The following is a 19,742-nucleotide window of genomic DNA, read 5'->3' as shown; positions in this document are numbered from 1 at the left end:
GGATAAGCGACTTTAATTGTACGTGGGTTTAGTCCCCATTTTGACATTTTGGAAAACTTTCTTTGATGCCATATTTTTTGGGGAGTGGGTAGAGACGCGATTGATCGCGTCTGTGATTAATCGCGTCTGTTGGGAGTTAGAATATTTTGATAACTCACTGGTTTAAGTTTTATATATTACAAATAATACCTCAGCATCTTAGATTGTGTAACTTTATTGTTTAACAAAATCAGTTATGCATCGAGGCAAGCTAGTACGATAAACTGAAATTTATGTTTCCGAATTTTCTTCCTACGGCAGTTGAGCAACTCACAGAACCTACTTCGATCGCACTAGCTCGGAGTATTCAAACAACTGCGATCGCTACTCCTTTAATTAATCAACCAGTTACCACAACCTATGTCAAGCAAGGAAGTGGTGGAACTCCTATTTTATTAATTCACGGCTTTGACAGTTCTGTATTAGAATTTCGGCGGCTTTTGCCACTGCTTTCTGGAAATAATGAAACGTGGGCAGTGGATTTGTTGGGTTTTGGATTTACAGATAGACTCTCAGGAATTACCCATAGCCCAACTGCGATTAAAACCCATCTTTATTATTTCTGGAAAAGCCTGATTAACCAACCTGTAATTTTGGTGGGCGCTTCGATGGGAGGGGCGACAGCGATTGATTTTACACTGACTTACCCGGAAGTGGTAAAAAAGCTGGTGTTAATTGATAGTGCGGGGTTAGCGGGTGGTTCACCATTGACTAAATTCATGTTTCCCCCGTTGGATTATTTAGCAACTCAGTTTTTGAGTAATATGAAGGTGCGCGATCGCGTTTCTCGCATTGGATATAAAAATCAAAGTCTTGCCTCTGTCGATGCACTGTGTTGTGGCGCATTACACCTACAAATGCCCAGTTGGAATCAAGCTTTGATTGCTTTCACTAAAAGTGGTGGTTACAGTGCATTTAGATTTAAAACACTATCACAAATTGTGCAGCAGACGCTAGTTTTGTGGGGCGATTCTGATAAAATTTTGGGTACTAGGGATGCCACAAGGTTTAAAAGAGCAATTCCACACAGTAGCCTCATTTGGATTCAAGATTGTGGGCATCTCCCTCACTTAGAACAACCACAAATCACTGCCCAGCATATTTTAAACTTTTGTGGTGAATGATATTAAGTTATCACAGATAATTTCTAATAGTTTCAACCATTACTTTCCAATCTTCTGGATGGTAAACACACTTAGTTTTGATTTTAATTTTTATAGCATTTTTAATGTGAATTCGACGCCTCATATAGTGTCTGTCTCATTAGCCCAATCAAAAGACTTCTAAGAGGTTTTGCTTAGTAAAACCGTCCTTCTCCGAGCCTGAGAGGGACAAACTTGAACTTTTATTGATGACGGCTTGTACAAAAGCCATTATTTTCTTCCTGTTACTTTCACCTAATTTTAGGGAACTATATAGCTCAATACAGTTCAGTCAAGGATTGCTTGTGGAAATTTAGTATGTGTAGAGACCTTGTATTGCAACCTCTTGGAGCTAGGTTAAAGGTATTTCTATATAGCTATAGCCATGCAGATAATCTGGATAGATTTGAAAAGTTGTAGAAAGTCATTTTATAGAGAAATAGCTATGAAAATAGAAAGAAATAATAGTCTGGACATCTTAAAAGCACTAAGCATTGCTTTTGTTTTAATTTGGCATTTACGACCATTTCAATTTATTATAAATAATTCTACTCATGTTACCGTATTTCTTATAGCCAAAATTATTAGGGATTTGGAACTGCAATTATCTTTAACAGCCGTTCCGATTTTTTATATTGTTTCTCTTTATTTATTTTTTCAAAAAACAAGTGGTGTAAAATACTTTCAGACAAGAATTACTAAGCTAATTAAAATTTATTTATTTTGGTTGATTGTTCAAAATATATTTTTTATTGTAGCTACGAGAGAAATTCCTAATTTTTCATGGGAACTCATTACAGGTTTAGAACCAAGCTTACCAATTGTCGGTGATTCAGTTTTCTATTTTCTATTTAATCTTATTTGTTTAACAACTTTGGCTTTTTTATATCAACTGATAAAATCAGATTCTCTAAAAAAAATTGTATCTTATACAGTAGTAATATTTTGTTTGTTTTATTTTGAAGCCAGTTGCTTACTCAATATCAGTATTCCTTATTATTGGCTAATAAATTTTGTTATTTATGTTCCCATAGCTTTTTACTTAGCTAAATTTCCCGCTCAAGTATTAAGATTCAAATTTTACTACTTAATAGCATTTATATTGTTTTCATTCCATGACATCTATTTGCGTACATTTGGCTATTACTCAAGTATCTATGGAAGAATTGCCATTATTTGTGGAGCCATGACTATTTTCTGTTATGTTTTTTCCCAAAAAGAAATAAAAGATAATTTATTAGTACAAAAACTATCCAAATACTCTCTTGGTTTATTTTCATTACATAAATACTGGCAATATTTGTTCTTTTTGTTAATTAATAATTATAAAATTGCCATAAATACAGGAGCTTTTGGAACTCCTTTGAGTACAATCTTTCTAACTGAAGGATTTGTTGTTGTATTTTTTACTGTGTTATCAATTTATTTATTAAAGTTAACTCGTTTAAAACAGTTTGTTATTTAGCCAATCGATTCAGCAATCAAAAACCAATCCTCCAGTACCCTTCCCTGGTAGGGAAGGGGGAGCGAAAATTAATTGGCTCTAGTCAAGTAACCACATCTCATTAGAACTATCAGGATACTCATTTGGTTGATTTTGTGGTTGATTTTGAGCTAGTGTTTCTGATGAGCGATGTGATTTTTTGTAGTTAAGTGGATTGTAGTGTTCTTTTACAGGTTTTATAGCACTAGTTTCTTTTACAGCTACAGCAAGTTTAGATTTATCTTCTGCTGTTTGTTTTAAAGCATTAATTTCTTCTATAAGCTGGGAATTTGCTTCTGCGAGTTGCAGTGCTGTTTTTTTGGTTGCGTCAAGTTCTTTTGTTAGCTGTTCTAGTAATGATTTTTGTTCCGATACGAATGTTTTTTGTTTAGATAATTTTGATTGCAAATCAGCAACTTCCTGTTCCAGAGATGCTTCTTTTTTGTGGCTTGTTTCTAGATTACTTGTCAACTCTTTAACAGTTGCTTCTAAATCAGCCTTAGTGGGACTTGTGCGCTTAGTAGAAGTTAGTTCAGGTGTCTGTGCTGAGGATTCCTCATCAGATGAAGCCTGTTCTTCGGGAATTTTTTCTGCTGGAACTTCGATCGCAGATTCACCATCTGGAGGTGTAAATTTTTGTGCCTCTTCTTGTAGTAAGTCAGAGAGACTTTGTTTCCTAGCCATTATTATTTTCTCCAATCACGCTGTAATTCATCAGCTGCACGGCGGTAGTCTAATTCCGCCTCCCGTGCGTTTCCTCCTCGCCATTGAGTAATCGCTACACCTTCAAGTGCTGCTCGCTCATGAGCTTTATAGGCACGGATGAAGGTATTACAAGTAGGAATACCTAAACGAGTGAGAGTGTTTTTTGCTTCTACTGCTTCCCCCAGACTGCGCGTATCGACTTTGGTGAGCAATACCCGATGGGCGGTTCCCAAGGGGATGACGGCTTCCTTGACTGTTTCCACGAGGACAGCTAAATCCATTGCGGCTGGGGGTGTAGGCAAAACTAGATAATCTGCGATCGCAACTACCGCCACTAATGCTTCAGAGCGCAGGGCGGGAGGTGTATCCACCACTACTAAATCGTAACCTGTTATCTTTGCTAAATCACCTAAAAGTGTGGGATCTGTTTCTTGAGATAAATCAAATCCCATTCCCTGCTGACTGCGCCCAAACCACCAACTGGCAGAACCTTGAATATCTGCATCAATCAGCAGCACCTTTTTTTTCTTCGCAAAGTTTGCAGCCAGATTGACTGCGGTAGTCGTTTTACCGACTCCTCCTTTACCGTTGAGAATAGCGATGATTTTTGGCACTGCTTTAGCTAGAAAAAAGGAGTAGGGAATGGGGAGTAGGGGAAAAAATCTGTTTTATGTTTGGTTGTGGGATTTTTTGATCGTGGACGAGTAGTGAGTTATTCATTAGGAGTTAATTAGTTATTATCCTTTTTTCCCACTCTCTACTCCCCGGTGCCCACTCCCTACTCTCTATTGATGAATATACCGCTTTCTGTGTCCCTAAATATCATGAAAACTCGTAACAATAAAATTCATCAGCCATCAATTCCCCAAAATTCTATGACAGCAACTTACAATTTGCCTGATGGGCCTCAAATGCCGCGCTGGCTGCGGATGATCAAGTTTATTGGTCAGCCAGTGAAGTATGTGGATGATTTTGCCAAAATCTATGGCGATACTTTCACAATCAGGAGTAGTCGGTCTGATAACCATCTTGTGTACTTTAGTCAACCCCAAGCGCTTGAGCAGATTTTTACTGCTGATTCCAGCCATTTTGAGGTTGGCAGGGGGAACGTAGGACTAAGTTTTTTGCTTGGCGATCGCTCCTTTATGTTATCAGATGGCGATCGCCACCAGCGGCAACGGCAACTCTTAGCTCCTCCCTTTCATGGCGAAAGGATGCGGGCTTATGGCCAAGAAATCCGAGAAATAACCCGACAGGTGAGTAATGAATGGCAAATTGGCAAACCTTTTAATATCCGTGAGTCGATGCAAGAAATTACCTTGCGTGTTATTCTGCGGGTTGTATTTGGTTTGAATGATGGACAGTTGTTTGAGGAACTGAGGCGATCGCTAAGTGACTTACTAGACTTCATCACTTCGCCTATAATGTCCAGCGCCTTCTTCTTCCAGTTCATGCAAAAAGATTTCGGTGCGTGGAGTCCGTGGGGCTGGGTTCTGCAACAACGGCAAAAAATTGATCAACTGATTTATGCTTTACTTCGAGAACGTCGGGCCCAAGCCGAACAAAATCGCCAAGATATCCTAAGTTTGATGATGGCGGCTCGTTACGACGATGGTCAAGGGATGTCAGATGAAGAATTACACGACGAGTTAATGACACTGCTAGTTGCGGGACATGAAACTACCGCTTCTGCATTGACATGGGCTTTTTACTGGATTGACTATTTACCAGAGGTGCGTGAGAAGTTGCTACACGAACTCAACACCATTGGAGTTAACCCAGATTTGAGTAGTGTGGCCAAATTGCCCTATTTGACAGCAGTTTGCCAAGAAACACTGCGAATTTACCCAATTGTCATGACTGCTTTCCCGCGGATTGTGAAAACTCCAATTACAATTATGGGCTACGAACTGCGAGAGGGAACGGTAATAATCCCCAGTATTTATTTAGCGCATCATCGAGAAGAAGTTTATCCACAATCCAAACAGTTCAAACCAGAACGCTTTTTAGAAAGACAATATTCACCTTATGAATATTTACCCTTTGGTGGCGGTAATCGTCGCTGTATTGGGATGGCATTTGCCCAGTATGAAATGAAAATCGTCTTGGCAACTGTTTTGTCAGAATTTCAAGTATCGCGAATGAATAAGCGTCCTGTGCGTCCTGTGCGCCGTGGGTTAACTTTAGCCGCACCCGCCGGAATGCGGATGGTTGCAACACCTCAAGTTAAGCGTGCGAATACGCCAGCCCTCGTTTAGGCAACTAGGGTGGGGATTTTTATCCCCACCCTACTATCGTGTAATAATTACGAGATATCCTGATTCTCTTGCTTCTGGGCGAGTTCTTCATAATGTTCTTTGTCGCGGTATTTAATTGTTCTCATCGGTTGATTCCCAACAATTGCTAAAGGTTCAACATTAGCAGTTACAACCGTACCAGCCGCCACAATCGCACCATCTCCAATGGAAACTCCGGGAATAATTAAAACATTGCCGCCAATCCAAACATTGCGACCGATAACTACAGGCTTATGAATGTAGACGTTATGTTCATAGGGCAAATCATTACTTTGATAGTCATGATTTGCAGACAGAATAACAACGTTAAATCCAAGTGTTGTATTGTCGCCAATTGTAATTCCGCCACGTCCATCTAATATGACATCTTGTCCAATGTAGACTTTATTTCCCAGAGATACATTTTGCGGGTGTTCAATTCTCAAGTCTCGCTTAAATCGTAGACCTGAGCCACTAAATTTTAATTGACTCTTCAGTTCTTGATGCTTGTAGCGCCTGATTTTGGTTTCTAGATATTCTCCCCACCGTACCAGACGAGGTACTAACCATTGTTCCAATAGCCGCTCTAATTTATTTGTAATTTTATTTTTGATCTCTTTCATAAAACCTCACGGAAGTTTAAGAACTTTCTGGCTTTCAACCAGGGAAAGAAAACGACGCAGGTACTTTAGCACCCTTCATATTTATTAGTTTTCCCCAATGAGAGTATTTTCTCTCGTGTGAATACCCTTTATTAAAAATCTGACTAGACAATGCCCATAATAATTTCCTAATTTGCTAAGATCATCTCCTATCCGACCAAAAACCAAAAGATACTGCTATGAAAAAATACTATTTAATAAAAATTTATGCACATCATCAGTCGTGCAAGACTTTCTGAGTTCTGGGAAAAGCACTCTAATGCACAAACTAGCCTACGCTTATGGTACAAACTTACATCTGTAGCAGAGTGGCAGAATTTGGTAGAGTTACGCCAAACTTTTCCATCAGCAGATCAAGTTGGTAATTTCACAGTTTTTAACATCAGTGGTAATAATTATCGACTGATTACTTTAGTGGATTACGAATATCAAAAAGTTTTTATTCGCCATATACTGACACATGCCGAATATGACAAAGATGACTGGAAAAATGATCGTTGGTTCGCTTGATGCTAACCATTCTCTTAGGGTAACATTTTAAAAAATCGTTTTTAGTGATTGAAACCATTAGATATTTGAACAGCAGTATAAATATAATTTCTAAGTTATAATAAATCAAAATCCCTATTAGGGATTGAAACTGTTAGATATCTGGATGGTAATATGAGCCAAAGTGTTTGAGTTACAATTAATCAAAATCCCTATTAGGGATTGAAACACATCAGATATCTGGCAAAATGACCCCTGAAACACGTGTTACTAAAACGTATATTAAATTACTCAAATCTTTTCCTCCTCGTCCCATAACTTCCGAGGAAGAATTTCTGGCTACGCAAGAAGTCATTGATTCCTTGATTGATAAAGGTGAATTAACACCAGATGAACAAGACTATCTCAATGTTTTAGGTACTCTGGTTTATGAGTATGAACAAAAACATCATTCTATACCTGATATTCATGGCGTAGAATTACTTCAAGCGTTGATAGCCGAATTTGGTTTGCGACAGAAAGACTTAATTCCTATCTTTAAAACCGAGTCTATTGTATCTGAAGTTTTGAGTGGACAGCGCAAGCTGACAGTTAACCATATTGGCAAACTTGCGGAGTTTTTTCATATTTCCCCAGCTGCTTTTTTTGAATCATAAGAGTGAAAACTTTACAGATCCTCATCGCGTCCAGACTTGACAGCAAGCCAACTGATGTAGCAAGATTCATTTAAGTCCCTTTCGTCCCACATCTCGAAGTGGGTAGGAGGCAATGCATGATTGGCAGTATTTCTTTAACCACGATCGCAGCAATTTAAATCAAGGCATTTACCGCATCTTTGAGCCGGAGTGGAAAGCAGATATTCTCCACTGGTTCAGCCAAGAGGATGTGGATAAGCAGCAAAAAGAAGATTTTATCCAAGCTTTAATAGATTTTGATGACGGTTGCGGAGATTTTTATCGTTATCGCGCCTACTTTTTGGCAGCTGAGGCTTTATCCCAGTTCCCAGAATGTAGCTTGGGTGATGCAATTGTAGAACAACTGCTCAAATGGAGTTATGCCTATTTTCGGCAAGATAAGCGAGATTGGCAGATACTACCAAAACCATTGGTGAAGACAGCCAGAAAAACTCTGGAATTAACTGACAGAAAACGAGTAATTGCTGCCTTTGTGCATTTGGTTCATACTACTGAAAGTCGCACAGTTCTTAGACTTGCAGCCGAGAAGCTAGGAGAACTCGATTTGAGTAATAAAAGTGCGATCACAGCTTTATTACTGCTAATGAAGCAAGATAAATCTGACTATTGGTGGTTTGGAATTGGTAGCTTAGGGAAAATTGGCTATGGTAATGAAACTGCGATCGCTGCTTTAATCAAATTTATTAAGATGAAGCCTGATGAGATCACAACAAATGGGTACTTGACTTTAGAAGATATATATCAGGATGCGATTAGAGCTTTAGGAAAGATAGCTAATGGCAATCGAATTGCGATCGCTACCCTGATTGATTTCATCCAAAAGTACAAAGATGATGTGATTTTTTTACATGCAGCTAAGGCTTTATGGGATATTGATCCAGGTAATGCCATAGCGTTAAATACTTTAGTCCAGATTCTCGAAACTACTGAGACTCCATCTTTGCTCGATATGTCTATCGCATATCTAATGGCAATTGACCCAGGTAACAAAGCTGCAATTACTATTCTAACTGAGAGAATTAAAACCACTCAGAATGAATTATTGCGCCGTAGAGCTACTTTTCGTCTAAGAGAATTGGATTCAGGTAATAGAGTAGCAATTAACACTACGAACTTAACAAGGCTAACACCAGCTGTTGAAAATAAACAAACATTCTGCCAAATAAGTCAAAATTTTGAGGAAATATCAGTTGGTGATGAAACTGCGATCGCCTCGTTAGTCCAAACCATAGAGACAACATTGAGCGAAGAAATAAATTTTTTCGCAATCAGGGATTTGGGAAAAATTGCTGTGGGTAATTCAATTGCGATCGCCTCTTTGATAAAATTTTTGCAGATTAACCAGGGTGATACAATCTGCTTTGATGCAGCTCAGGCTTTATGGCAAATCGATCCAGGTAATGCAGTTGCACTCAAGAGTCTAGCCTATATCCTCGAAACTTCTGCAAGTGCATCTCTTATAAATCGCGTTGTAACGTATTTACTGAAAATCGATCCAGAAAATAAAACTGGAATCGCTATAGGTAATAAAGTGGCTATCACAACGTTATCCCAGATATTTGAAACTACTCAGCATCAAGCCTCTGAGGATGAATATCTTTTAAATATCGCAGAAACCTTAACAAACATACTCAAAAGCGAACATTTACCCGAACTTGTCATAGCGTTAAAAGACTATTTGAGCGAACCATGTTACAAAAATAGTTCTTATTGCTACGAGGCTGTGTTTAACATTATCTGGCATTGTGCCGAGAATATGACTTACCAAGATTTCTACAAAGCAATCAACTAAACAATAAGCGCAGAGTTCTTCCTCTTCCTTTGTGAACCTCTGCGCTTCCCTCCGCGCTCCTTTGCGTTAAAAAACAATTTCCCCCCTCATCCTCTCTTCCAGCACATCCAATAACCCATCCACATCTTTCCCAACTTCCTCAAAACAAATCGGTGGCGCTGGTTCCGGTGCAAACTGAATTAACTTAATTTCCCCCTTCCCAATCCCAATCATCACAACTTCCACTTCCGGCTTATGATTCTCAACAATTCCCAATATTTCTTGCAGCCGATTCTCAACTCTAATATTTAAATTCTCTATCTGTACTTTCGGACAATAAACAAAATGCGGTGTTGGTTGCAAATCAATACCAACAGTACCCTTACTATCACCATTTGCTAACCACAATCCCCAAAACAGCGCCGCCAACTCTTGCTGATTTGCTTTCACAAACTTATCCAACTGGCGACGCCACTTGTTATCACCTGATTCTGGTTGACTATTACCAAAAAACATAAATAATTCGTAATGAAGACACAGACAATAGGCGAAACTTATCTCAAACCTGACTGTACACGCCAGAGACCGGAATAAATCCCGTCTTGCTCCAGCAATTGCTCATGGGTTCCCGACTCTACTAATTTCCCATGTTCCATGACATAAATGCAATCGGCATTGCGGATGGTGGAAAGACGATGAGCGATCGCAATTGTAGTTCTATCTACTGTAATCCGTTCTAGCGATCGCTGGATTGCCGCTTCTGTCTCATTATCTACCGCCGAGGTTGCTTCATCTAAAATCAAAATTGGTGGATTCTTTAAGACTGCGCGTGCGATCGCAATCCGTTGTCTTTGCCCACCAGATAACTTTTGTCCTCTTTCCCCCACAATTGTCTCATAACCTTCGGGCAAGTTAATAATAAATTCGTGCGCCTCAGCTACCTTCGCCGCCGTGATAATCTCTTGCTCTCTAGTCTCAAAACTACCATAAGCAATATTCTCCGCTACAGTGCCATGAAATAGAAAGACATCTTGACTCACCAAACCGATGCAGCGGCGTAAATCTTGCAAATTCAAATTTTGCAAATCAATGCCATCCAGAGTAATGCTTCCAGCTTGCACTTCATATAACCGCAACAAAAGTTTGACTAAAGTACTTTTACCAGAACCGGTAGAACCGACAATTGCAATGGTTTTCCCCGCCGGAATATCCAAAGACAGATTTTTAATCACTGGAAATCTATCTTTATAGGCAAAATAAACATTGTTAAATTGCACTTCACCGCGTACTTCATCCACAGGTAACGCTACATCACCGGTATGAATAGCGATAGGAGTATCTAACAAATTCATAACTCGATTAGTAGAAGCCATTGCCCTTTGATATTGGTCAAAAGTTTCGCCTAATCTAGTTAAAGGCCACAGCAATCGCTGGATTAAAAACACTAATACGCTGTAAGTACCTACAGACATGGCTCCAGAAACCGCTGCCATCCCGCCATACAAAAGTAATGCCGTGAAACCCACCAAAATCAGCATCCGAATTAGCGGTACAAAAGCAGCAGAAAGAGTAATTGCTTTAGAGTTACTGTGGCGATAAGCGTCACTATCTAATTCCAAACGAGAGGCTTCATAAGCTTCAGATGTGAAGCTTTTAATAGTAGTAATTCCGCTGATATTGTTCGACAACCGCGAATTGAGAAAACCTACCTTTTCGCGGACATCAGCGTAGCGAGGCGCAAGCAGTCGTTGGTAAGCAAAAGAACCCCAGAGGATAAATGGCATCGGTGACAAAGCCATCCACGCTACACTAGGAGCCAGAATAAAGAAAGCAGCGCCAATAATTAGAACCGTTGCAGAAACTTGGATAATATCATTCGCTCCTCCATCCAAAAACCGCTCTAATTGGTTAATATCATCACTGAGGATAGACATTAAACCGCCAGTGCTGCGTTCTTCAAAATAAGCCAATTCCAACTCTTGCAAATGTTTGTATGCATCCAAACGCAAGTCATGCTGAATATTCTGAGCCAAATTCCGCCAAAGTCGAGCGTAGGCATACTCAAAAACCGATTCTAGTATCCAAATGACCACAGTTAGGAAGGAAATAATCAAAAATTGTCCAAAGACATCCCGTACCCCTAACTGTGCAATTATGGAATCCTGTTGCTTAACTACCACATCCACCGCCACGCCAATTAAGCCGGGTGGTGCCAAGTCGAAAAATTTATTGAGGATAGAATAAGTAGTCGCCAGCCAAATTTGTTTACGATATTGGTGTCCATACTCAAGCAAACGCTGGAGAGGATGCATTGAATGTTTACGCCTTCTTGATGCCCGATGAGATTTTAATGCAGTAGCCACGGCTTTTTGCGGTTTCGTGTCACTGATATTACCACGGAACAAAGTCTTGAGTCTTAAATCCTGAGTCTGAAGATTGATTCAGACAGACTAATGAGAAACTTAAACTAGTAACTGAGTTTACTCAAAGACTGGGAACAAGGGGAATAACCATGCTTAATGACCAATGACAAATGACAAATGACCAATGACCAATGACTAATTCATATTGGAGAGAGGAATTTGAAAAATCAGCAATTGGGAAATTGGCAAACCACAGTTTTCGGAATTGTGTTAGCAATACTCGTGATTATTGGGTTAAATTCCTTTATCATTATCAACCCAGGACAAGCAGGAGTGATCAGCATCTTGGGTAAGGCGAGAGATGGTGCTTTATTGGAAGGTATTCACTTAAAACCACCTTTTATCACCGTGATAGATGTATATGATTTGACGGTGCAAAAGTTTGAAGTACCAGCGGAAAGTTCCACTAAAGATTTGCAAAATTTATCTGCGAGATTTGCAATTAACTTTCGCCTCGACCCTATCAAGGTAGTTGAAGTCAGAAGGAAACAAGGAACATTAGAGAATATTGTATCGAAAATCATCGCCCCCCAGACACAAGAAGCATTTAAAATTGCCGCAGCCAGAAGAACAGTAGAAGAAGCGATTACCAAAAGAAGTGAATTGAAAGAAGACTTTGATAATGCCTTAGGCGATCGCTTAGACAAATATGGGATAATTGTGTTAGATACTAGCGTAGTTGATTTAGCATTCTCACCAGAATTTGCCAGAGCAGTCGAAGAAAAACAAATTGCTGAACAACGGGCGCAAAGAGCCGTTTATGTAGCACGTGAAGCAGAACAAGAAGCACAAGCAGATGTGAATCGCGCCAAAGGTAGGGCAGAAGCTCAAAGACTCTTAGCAGAGACACTCAAAGCCCAAGGAGGGCAGTTAGTTCTGCAAAAAGAAGCAATTGAAGCTTGGAAGACTGGCGGTGCTCAGATGCCCAAAGTCCTGGTTATGGGTGGTGACTCAAAAAGTGGCGTTCCCTTCATATTCAACCTTGGGAATGTCCAAAATCAACCGTAAAAGGGAGTGAGCATTAAATAACAAGCTCTAAAATTCTAAAATTTGCTCTCACCTCAGACAAGTTTTACAACACCTAGACGATTCCCAATCCAAAATCTAAAATCCAAAATGGTATAAGTTGGGCTAGTCCCAACTCAAACACAACAGAAAAACCAACAAGATAATAATCGAAGTTTATGTCAACCCCCAATCCTCAGAATCTCACCGCTGAAGAAGCGAAAAAATTACTGAACAAATTCAACTGTCTAGACATTGCCCCTATCCTCAAGCTATCAGAAAAAGTTGTAGTTCGTAATGCCTTAATTTTGCTCACCAAGCTTGCTGATTACCAAATTTTAGGAATTTGTGCTGATACAGCAGAAGAAGGAATATTGGCAATGAAGACCTATTCTTTGGCTTTGGGTTATGAACCACCAAACAATTTACTTACACCTGAAGGCCCAGTTTATATCAAATTAAATGGGAAAAATGGTTTGTGTTATCTCGATTCCTATGATGGACATCATCGTGGTGTATTAGTATCTTGCCAGTCTTATGACGAACAGGGAATCAACGAAATGTATGGACACCTTCCCTTGGATTTATTTGTATAAAATTCAGCAAATGTAGGTAGGGTATGAGCCTTGCCTACTCACTAATGAAAAATAATTAACTACTTCAATCTTATGAGTATTATTACACTACAATCAGTAAAAAAAGACTTTGGCATCAAGGAAATTTTAAAAGATGCTAGCTTTAGCCTTGATGCTACCGATAAAGTTGGTTTAATCGGTACTAACGGTTCTGGTAAATCAACCCTATTAAAAATGATCGCAGGTCTAGAATCGATTGATAGCGGTCAAATTTTAATCAACTCCGGTTCTAAAATTATCTACTTACCTCAGCAGCCAGATTTAGATGAAAATCACACAGTTTTAGAGCAAGTTTTCGCCGACAGTGGCGAACACATGGCTTTGGTAGGTGAGTATGAAGAACTTTCTGATAAATTGGTTCACTATCCAGATGATAGTCAACTAATGTCTCGCCTTTCTGCCGTAATGCAACGGATGGATACAACTGGTGCTTGGGAACTAGAAACAAATGCCAAAATCATCCTCACAAAATTAGGAATCTCTGACTTTGATGCCAAGATAAGTACTTTATCTGGAGGTTATCGCAAGCGCATTGCTTTAGCATCAGCCTTGCTATCAGAACCCGATGTTTTGCTCATGGATGAGCCGACAAACCATCTTGATGCTCTTTCTGTAGAGTGGTTACAAAGTTATTTAAATCGCTATCGCGGCGCACTTTTTCTCATCACCCACGATCGCTATTTTCTAGATCGAGTTACCAACCGGATCGTGGAAATCGACCGAGGCGACATTTACACCTATACAGGTAACTACTCATATTACCTGGAAAAGAAGGCTCTAGCTGAAGAATCTGCCGTAAGTAGTCAACGTAAACACCAAGGCTTGTTGCGGCGCGAGTTGGAATGGCTCAAAAAAGGGCCGAAAGCCAGAAGTACTAAGCAAAAAGCTAGAATTGACCGCGCTCATGCTCTGCGGGATACTGAATTTAAACAAGTTCAGGGTAAAGTTGATATTTCGACAGTTGGTCGTCGGATTGGCAAAAAGGTTATTGAATTAAATAACATTTCTAAAGCCTATGATGGACGCACCCTCATCAATAATTTTACCTACGAATTTAGCCCAGAAGACCGCATCGGCATTATCGGCGCTAATGGTGCAGGTAAATCCACTTTAATGGATATTATTACTGGTCAGGTTAAGCCAGATTCCGGGATTGCAGAAATTGGGACTACAATTCATATCGGTTATTTTGACCAGCATTCTGAAGAATTGCTCACAGCCTTAAACGAAAATCAGCGCGTGATTGACTACATCAAAGAAGAAGGAGAATTTATCAAAATTACCGATGGTACTCAAATTACTGCTTCCCAAATGTTGGAGCGGTTTTTGTTTCCTGGTAATCAACAGTATGCCCCAATTAGTAAACTTTCGGGTGGTGAAAAACGCCGTTTATTTCTGTTGCGGGTTTTGATGAGTGCGCCCAATGTCTTGATTTTAGATGAACCGACGAACGATTTAGATGTTCAGACATTGGCAGTACTAGAGGATTATTTAGAAGATTTTGTCGGGTGTGTAATTGTAGTTTCTCACGATCGCTACTTTCTCGATCGCACCATCGACACAGTATTTTCCTTTGAGGAAGGCGGTAATCTCCGCCAATATCCAGGTAATTACTCGATTTATCTGGACTATAAGAAGGCTGAAGAGGCACAGCAACAAGCTGCGAACACTAAGGAGAAGCCGAAAAATGTCGAAACCCAAAATGGTGCGGCTGCACCCAAGGATGTAGAGAATACCAAGCGGCGGAGGTTATCCAATTGGGAGAAAAAAGAATTTGAGCAGTTGGAAGGTAAAATTGCCCAGCTAGAAGCTGAGAAAGAAGAAACTGAGAAAACACTGGCGAATGTCTCACCGGGGAATTATAGCCAGGTGCAGAAATTGTATGATCATGTAGAAAAGCTCAAGCACGCGATCGATGTGGCGACTGAACGCTGGTTAGAATTGGCAGAGATAGAGTCTTAATAAGTAGGGTGTGTTGTCGCAAAGCGCAACGCACTATTTAAATATCTATTGCGGTGCGTTACGGCGTTCCGCCTAACACACCCTACCACTTTAAGACTCTTATTCCTCCCTTTTTAAGGGGAGTTAGGGGGGATCAACAAATATTTGATACTTCTCAGACATCCTCTATTCTTCGTCATCTTCTTGCTTGTATTCGTCTGTTTCATCACCAAACTTATGAGTACGGGAGTAGTCATCAACATCTATTTTTGAATCATTTTCAGCCTCAACTTCCTGCTTGCTTCCCTCTACTTCATCACCAAACTTATGAGTGCGGGAATAGTCGTCAACATCTATTTTTGAATCATTTTCAGCCTTAATTTCCTGCTTGCTTCCCTCTACTTCATCATCAAACTTATGGGTGCGTTCATGGCTGTCATTATTTTTAGCCTCAACTTTCTGCTTGCTTTCCTCTGCTGATTTATTTTCAGCCTGTTCCTTCTCCAGCTTTTTATCTGTGTAGAATTTTTCTGCTCCGCCTGGGTGATCGTTACCATCTTTGTTCCCCTTGACCACTAACAATAGAGGCACTTTAATATCTACATTATGTTTTTTAAGCTCCTCTAAAACTTGGAAAATGTGTTCTTCACCTGTGTGATAGTGACCAGTCTTGTTGCTAATCGCTTGAAGTTCACCGGATGAATCAGTCTTTAATTCACCTGCGCCTGCTACAGCACCACCAGCAAAGAAACTGGAATGATGGAATTGTCCAATTTTGTGCGAATTTGCATAAAATTCACCATTAGGATCCATCACATAGATAGCTGCACCTCTGCCCCAGAATGCCGTATACATATTGGTAGTATTGAAAGGCTTACCATTCTGGGAGAATTTACTGTTAATTGAGAGGTGGAATTGCTCCCGTTCTGGTTGAGTGGTTAGGTACTGAGTTTTGTAATTAGCAAACTGAGATTCATCTACTTCCTTCGTTGACGAATCTTTTAGTTTGAATCCTTGGTCTTCTAATTTGTTTAAATACCATGCTTTTAACGACTTTTTCCCCGCTATTTTCTTTTCGAGGAGTATTTTTCTTTGCTCGTTTAGATCCTCTAAATTTATTGATTCCTCAAGTTCTTTTAACTCATTTTCAAGTTTAATCAAATCTTCTATTGTTTGTTTGGCATTTTTTAGTACGGATTTCTCTGACGAGACAAACTCTTCATTTCCTTGGTTGATGTATTGATCTTCTACTTTTAGCAAATCTTTATAAAGTGAACTCTTGGCAATTTCATTTAGGTCTTGATCAGTACGAGGTATTGACGAGCGGATTTCACTTTCCTTTCTTCTTTTCTTGTCGTTAGCTTCCGCTTTTTCATAATCTTTATAAAAATTAGCTGCACCACCTGGGTATGTATCTGTTTGATTCATCAGAAAAAGTGGAATATTCAGATCTACTCCTTTATTCTTTAACTGAGTCAGTACCTGGAACATCTGATCTTGATCGGGTTGGTAATGACCACTTTTGTTGTTAATTTGCTTAAGAGATCCAGATGAATCTGTCTTTAGTTCACCCGCACCCGCCACAGCACCCCCAGCGAGGAAACTGGAATGGTGAAATAACCCAACTTTGGAAGAACCTGCATAGAATTCTCCATTTGGATCCATTACATAGAGTGACCATCCTCTACCTTGAAATGTAGTAAACATATTGGTAGTATCAAACTTCAGTTTATTCTGATATAGCTGACCGCCTGTAATAGTGAGACGAAATTGATTTTGTTCGTGTTCTGTTGTTAGATATTCGACTTTATATTTTGATACATCTGTTTCTAATTTCCCGGTGTCTGGATTGAATTTAATTTTTTGGTCTATTATTTTTTCCTTTAGCATTTTTATCCATTCTTCTTGTTCAGCTATTTCTTCTGGATTTTTTAATGTCTTTAGTTTTTCCTGTCTTTCAGATAAATCTTCTAAGACTGTGTTCATAAAAGTCTCTGTTGTCTTAGATGAACTTCTATATTCCTGACCGTATAGATCTTGATTTACTATCTTTGACAGGTATTTATAAGTTGATTGGTCAGCAATCTTGTCAAGGTCTTCTTTAGTTTTCGGTTTCTGCTTTTCAATCTCTTTAAATTTCAGTTCTTCCCATTTAGGAAGAACATCTTTCCACTCCTGATTCGTGTATTGAGGACTGTGGACAACTTCATCAATATTTCTCTGCTCTTTTATAGAATCAGTTAACAATTCCTTGATATCGTGAGTCTTTTTTCCTTTCTTGTGTTTATCAACATAAGTATTTGTCTTATTGAGAAGTATACCCAAGTAAGTTTTTATACTTTCTCCTTGTTCTTCTCTATTTCTTGAATCATCACTAATTACCCCATTGGCTTTGTAATGGGTATGGTAAGCATCAAGAGCAGTGAACACTTCTTGCAAATCTTTGTTTGGCTTGTTGAATAGCCCCATTAATTTTCTTTGACTGAAGTCAGACTTTAACTCGTTTGTAGTTCGCAAGCATTGGATACTCTGTGTTTGAGCCATACTAATAGCGGGTGAGTAAACTGGCGCTTGTTGATACGCTGGTGGTTTTATAGTGTCTCTTAATTTACCTTGAACAGTAGTTTCTCTTTGTACTGCGCCACCACTCTGCTGCACCACATGAGTCAATTCATGCGCCAACAATTCTTGCCCTCCCTGGCTCCTTGGCTCATACGTCCCCTGCCGAAAGAAAACATCCTGTCCCGTTGTAAATGCCTTCGCCTGTATCGACTGATTCAACTGGTTAGCTTGGGAACCAGTATGAATCCGCACTCCACTAAAATCTGCACCAAATGCCTGCTCCATCGGTACTCTGATGCTGTCAGCCAACGGCTGTCCACTACCCCTAGCCCGTTGTATGTCTGCTGACAAATTAGGTGATGCTGCCATACCGCCGCCTGTCACAGGTTGCACCATCGGCTTCATTTGCAGTTCATCTTCTTCATCAGGCAGTTCTTCCCGTTGCAGTGGAGGAGTTTCTCCCAAAGGTTTCATTTGTAATTGTTTTTTCTCTTCTTCAGGCAATTCCTTTTGCTGGATACTACCCTCTGATGTCATTCGCAATTCTTCTTCATCAGGCAATTCTTCTCGCTGAAGTTTCTCACTCTGTGGCTGATGAATCTTTTGCACCACCTGACGTGCTGTTGCGTCAGCTTCCTGCTCATACTTATCTCCAGGCTCCCCAATCGTCAGTTTTTCCTGAATTAGTGTTGGTGTATCTGGTCTTCTTAGTGGAATATTGGCAAAGTTATGACTAAATTGAGTTGCGTGTTCCAGTCGAGAATTCAATAATCCATCCATCTTGGCTTGCAATACAGTCAGCCGTTCCTGCCCCTCTGGTGTAATCGTCTTATGCTTGGCCTGTAACTCCAGTCTCGTTGCCTCCATTTTTTGCTCTGTAAAGGCAACATCATCTATGTCTGTTTGCAATTTGGGTGAAACTGATACTTTTTGAATTTGGCTCCCAAACGGTCTATACGCCAATTGAAGGTTTTTTTCTGGTGCTGGAGAATTGGAAAAGATGGATGAGGAAGTTTTTGGCAATTTCATATTTTCCCTTGTTTTTACAACTTTTTTATTTGCACAGCCGCGCCAGTTATTTTAAAGAGATATGCAAGACTTTGGTTGCGTTGAGTTTGATACCATTGATACCAGGCTCAACCTCTTTAAGATAGACAAAATTTGTGAAATCAGATACGTTAACTCTGTTGCTATACTTACGTTTACGATCGCGTGGCTTTTTGCTTTTTTTAACTATAATCCCTCTTTGGTCACTCTGGAAAGACAAAAATACTATGCCCAATCTGAACCTTAGACAAAATCATAAATTGAGCGATCGCATTCTGGTTTGGTCATTAAGATTAGTTGATAAGAAAAAATATACGGTAAAAATACTTAGAAATTATTCACTGCTGAAATTAACAAATGAAGAATTATAGCAATCCTGAATCACTTGTGAGAAACAAGATTCCCAATTTCTTTGAGAAGTCGGGAATCTGCGGCTTGCAATTTTCACAAATTAAATAGGATTGCTATATCTATTCGCACTTGCTCTCATTTGCTGCAAGATATTAAAGTATTGTTTCCAGTTATCTTTGCATTAGGGGGTCAAACAGCAACGGCAGAAATTGCCCGTGCGATTCAGGCTTGTGGGGTACAACACAGCAATTGGATTTGCCTAACTTGCGATCGCGATCGCCCTTCCATAAAATGCGATCGCCTATATCGGTTTTTCCTACAGAATACTACGCGATCGCCTAAGTTGAGCTTTGCTTACGCAGCGATATCTAGCAATAAATCACTTTGCGTCTACGCACTCCCCAACAAACTGGAGCAATCTCACAACTTACGGGAGTGGTTCCACAACTTATGGGAATGGTTCCACAACTTATGGGAATGGTTCCACAACTTATGGGAATGGTTCCACAACTTATG

At 39.7% G+C, this 19,742-nt stretch carries 17 protein-coding genes; 11 read left to right on the top strand and 6 right to left on the bottom strand.

All coding sequences use genetic code 11. The features are described 5' to 3' along the window. Positions 1–272: 272 nt before the first annotated feature. Positions 273–1,163, top strand: coding sequence for an alpha/beta fold hydrolase (locus tag RM347_RS05595; RefSeq protein ID WP_322717381.1), 891 nt, complete (start codon positions 273–275; stop codon positions 1,161–1,163). A 463-nt stretch (positions 1,164–1,626) separates the two neighbouring features. Beyond that, positions 1,627–2,646 (top strand): acyltransferase family protein, encoded by a 1,020-nt coding sequence (locus RM347_RS05590; RefSeq protein ID WP_322717380.1) that lies wholly within the window; start codon positions 1,627–1,629, stop codon positions 2,644–2,646. Positions 2,647–2,724: 78 nt separating this feature from the next. Here the strand turns inward: RM347_RS05590 and RM347_RS05585 are convergent, their stop codons facing one another. Together RM347_RS05585 and RM347_RS05580 are read right to left on the bottom strand one after the other, a co-directional pair. Further along, positions 2,725–3,348 (bottom strand): hypothetical protein, encoded by a 624-nt coding sequence (locus RM347_RS05585; protein WP_322717379.1) that lies wholly within the window; start codon positions 3,346–3,348, stop codon positions 2,725–2,727. Between the two features lie 2 nt (positions 3,349–3,350). Then, positions 3,351–3,983 carry a ParA family protein gene (locus RM347_RS05580; protein WP_322717378.1) on the bottom strand — a complete coding sequence of 211 codons (633 nt, stop codon included), beginning with the start codon at positions 3,981–3,983 and terminating at the stop codon, positions 3,351–3,353. Between the two features lie 261 nt (positions 3,984–4,244). On the opposite strand from RM347_RS05580, the gene RM347_RS05575 reads away from it, so the two are divergent. Beyond that, positions 4,245–5,627, top strand: a complete 1,383-nt coding sequence (locus tag RM347_RS05575) for a cytochrome P450 (RefSeq protein WP_322717559.1) — start codon at positions 4,245–4,247, stop codon at positions 5,625–5,627. Positions 5,628–5,674: 47 nt separating this feature from the next. On the opposite strand, the gene RM347_RS05570 is transcribed toward RM347_RS05575, so the two are convergent. Next, positions 5,675–6,268 carry an acyltransferase gene (locus RM347_RS05570; RefSeq protein WP_322717377.1) on the bottom strand — a complete coding sequence of 198 codons (594 nt, stop codon included), beginning with the start codon at positions 6,266–6,268 and terminating at the stop codon, positions 5,675–5,677. Between the two features lie 246 nt (positions 6,269–6,514). Between RM347_RS05570 and RM347_RS05565 the strand changes: the two genes are divergently transcribed. The 3 genes from RM347_RS05565 to RM347_RS05555 all read left to right on the top strand — a co-directional run bounded on the left by RM347_RS05565 (position 6,515) and on the right by RM347_RS05555 (position 9,283). Then, on the top strand, positions 6,515–6,817 hold the full coding sequence (locus tag RM347_RS05565) for a type II toxin-antitoxin system HigB family toxin (RefSeq protein ID WP_322717376.1): 303 nt from the start codon (positions 6,515–6,517) through the stop codon (positions 6,815–6,817). A 227-nt stretch (positions 6,818–7,044) separates the two neighbouring features. After that, positions 7,045–7,452, top strand: a complete 408-nt coding sequence (locus RM347_RS05560) for a helix-turn-helix domain-containing protein (protein WP_322717375.1) — start codon at positions 7,045–7,047, stop codon at positions 7,450–7,452. Between the two features lie 112 nt (positions 7,453–7,564). After that, the gene (locus tag RM347_RS05555) at positions 7,565–9,283 is read left to right on the top strand and encodes a HEAT repeat domain-containing protein (protein WP_322717374.1); all 1,719 of its coding nucleotides are present in this window, start codon (positions 7,565–7,567) and stop codon (positions 9,281–9,283) included. Between the two features lie 66 nt (positions 9,284–9,349). On the opposite strand, the gene ccmS is transcribed toward RM347_RS05555, so the two are convergent. Continuing rightward, positions 9,350–9,778, bottom strand: a complete 429-nt coding sequence (ccmS, locus tag RM347_RS05550) for a beta-carboxysome assembly chaperone CcmS (RefSeq protein WP_322717373.1) — start codon at positions 9,776–9,778, stop codon at positions 9,350–9,352. Positions 9,779–9,816: 38 nt separating this feature from the next. Next, positions 9,817–11,625 (bottom strand): ABC transporter ATP-binding protein, encoded by a 1,809-nt coding sequence (locus tag RM347_RS05545; RefSeq protein ID WP_322717372.1) that lies wholly within the window; start codon positions 11,623–11,625, stop codon positions 9,817–9,819. A gap of 219 nt (positions 11,626–11,844) precedes the next feature. Between RM347_RS05545 and RM347_RS05540 the strand changes: the two genes are divergently transcribed. The 3 genes from RM347_RS05540 to RM347_RS05530 all read left to right on the top strand — a co-directional run bounded on the left by RM347_RS05540 (position 11,845) and on the right by RM347_RS05530 (position 15,287). Beyond that, complete coding sequence (locus RM347_RS05540; protein WP_322717371.1) at positions 11,845–12,693, top strand: prohibitin family protein; 849 nt, start codon at positions 11,845–11,847, stop codon at positions 12,691–12,693. Positions 12,694–12,869: 176 nt separating this feature from the next. Then, the gene (locus tag RM347_RS05535; protein ID WP_322717370.1) at positions 12,870–13,286 is read left to right on the top strand and encodes a DUF1824 family protein; all 417 of its coding nucleotides are present in this window, start codon (positions 12,870–12,872) and stop codon (positions 13,284–13,286) included. 72 nt (positions 13,287–13,358) lie between these two features. Next, complete coding sequence (locus RM347_RS05530) at positions 13,359–15,287, top strand: ABC-F family ATP-binding cassette domain-containing protein (RefSeq protein WP_322717369.1); 1,929 nt, start codon at positions 13,359–13,361, stop codon at positions 15,285–15,287. Between the two features lie 165 nt (positions 15,288–15,452). Here RM347_RS05530 and RM347_RS05525 read toward each other — a convergent pair whose 3' ends face one another. Beyond that, a complete protein-coding gene (locus RM347_RS05525) occupies positions 15,453–18,389 on the bottom strand; it encodes a DUF4157 domain-containing protein (protein ID WP_322717368.1) in 2,937 nt (978 codons plus the stop codon). Between the two features lie 26 nt (positions 18,390–18,415). On the opposite strand from RM347_RS05525, the gene RM347_RS05520 reads away from it, so the two are divergent. Both RM347_RS05520 and RM347_RS05515 read left to right on the top strand, forming a co-directional pair. Continuing rightward, the gene (locus RM347_RS05520; RefSeq protein ID WP_322717367.1) at positions 18,416–18,565 is read left to right on the top strand and encodes a hypothetical protein; all 150 of its coding nucleotides are present in this window, start codon (positions 18,416–18,418) and stop codon (positions 18,563–18,565) included. A gap of 722 nt (positions 18,566–19,287) precedes the next feature. Next, positions 19,288–19,742 (top strand): hypothetical protein (locus RM347_RS05515; RefSeq protein WP_428850517.1); only part of this gene is annotated, 455 nt, incomplete at its 3' end.

This window comes from Nostoc sp. ChiQUE02, from assembly GCF_034531305.2.
Taxonomy (GTDB): Bacteria; Cyanobacteriota; Cyanobacteriia; order Cyanobacteriales; family Nostocaceae; genus Nostoc.
Note: the sequence above shows the minus strand (reverse complement) of the source record. Positions and strands in the feature narration are given on the sequence as shown.

Coding starts and splice junctions, on each gene's coding strand:
- RM347_RS05535 (WP_322717370.1), top strand. CDS start 12,870: ATGTCAACCCCCAATCCTCAGAATCTCACCGCTGAAGAAGCGAAAAAA.
- ccmS (WP_322717373.1), bottom strand. CDS start 9,778: ATGTTTTTTGGTAATAGTCAACCAGAATCAGGTGATAACAAGTGGCGT.
- RM347_RS05530 (WP_322717369.1), top strand. CDS start 13,359: ATGAGTATTATTACACTACAATCAGTAAAAAAAGACTTTGGCATCAAG.
- RM347_RS05565 (WP_322717376.1), top strand. CDS start 6,515: ATGCACATCATCAGTCGTGCAAGACTTTCTGAGTTCTGGGAAAAGCAC.
- RM347_RS05555 (WP_322717374.1), top strand. CDS start 7,565: ATGCATGATTGGCAGTATTTCTTTAACCACGATCGCAGCAATTTAAAT.
- RM347_RS05595 (WP_322717381.1), top strand. CDS start 273: ATGTTTCCGAATTTTCTTCCTACGGCAGTTGAGCAACTCACAGAACCT.
- RM347_RS05575 (WP_322717559.1), top strand. CDS start 4,245: ATGACAGCAACTTACAATTTGCCTGATGGGCCTCAAATGCCGCGCTGG.
- RM347_RS05570 (WP_322717377.1), bottom strand. CDS start 6,268: ATGAAAGAGATCAAAAATAAAATTACAAATAAATTAGAGCGGCTATTG.
- RM347_RS05560 (WP_322717375.1), top strand. CDS start 7,045: ATGACCCCTGAAACACGTGTTACTAAAACGTATATTAAATTACTCAAA.
- RM347_RS05585 (WP_322717379.1), bottom strand. CDS start 3,348: ATGGCTAGGAAACAAAGTCTCTCTGACTTACTACAAGAAGAGGCACAA.
- RM347_RS05590 (WP_322717380.1), top strand. CDS start 1,627: ATGAAAATAGAAAGAAATAATAGTCTGGACATCTTAAAAGCACTAAGC.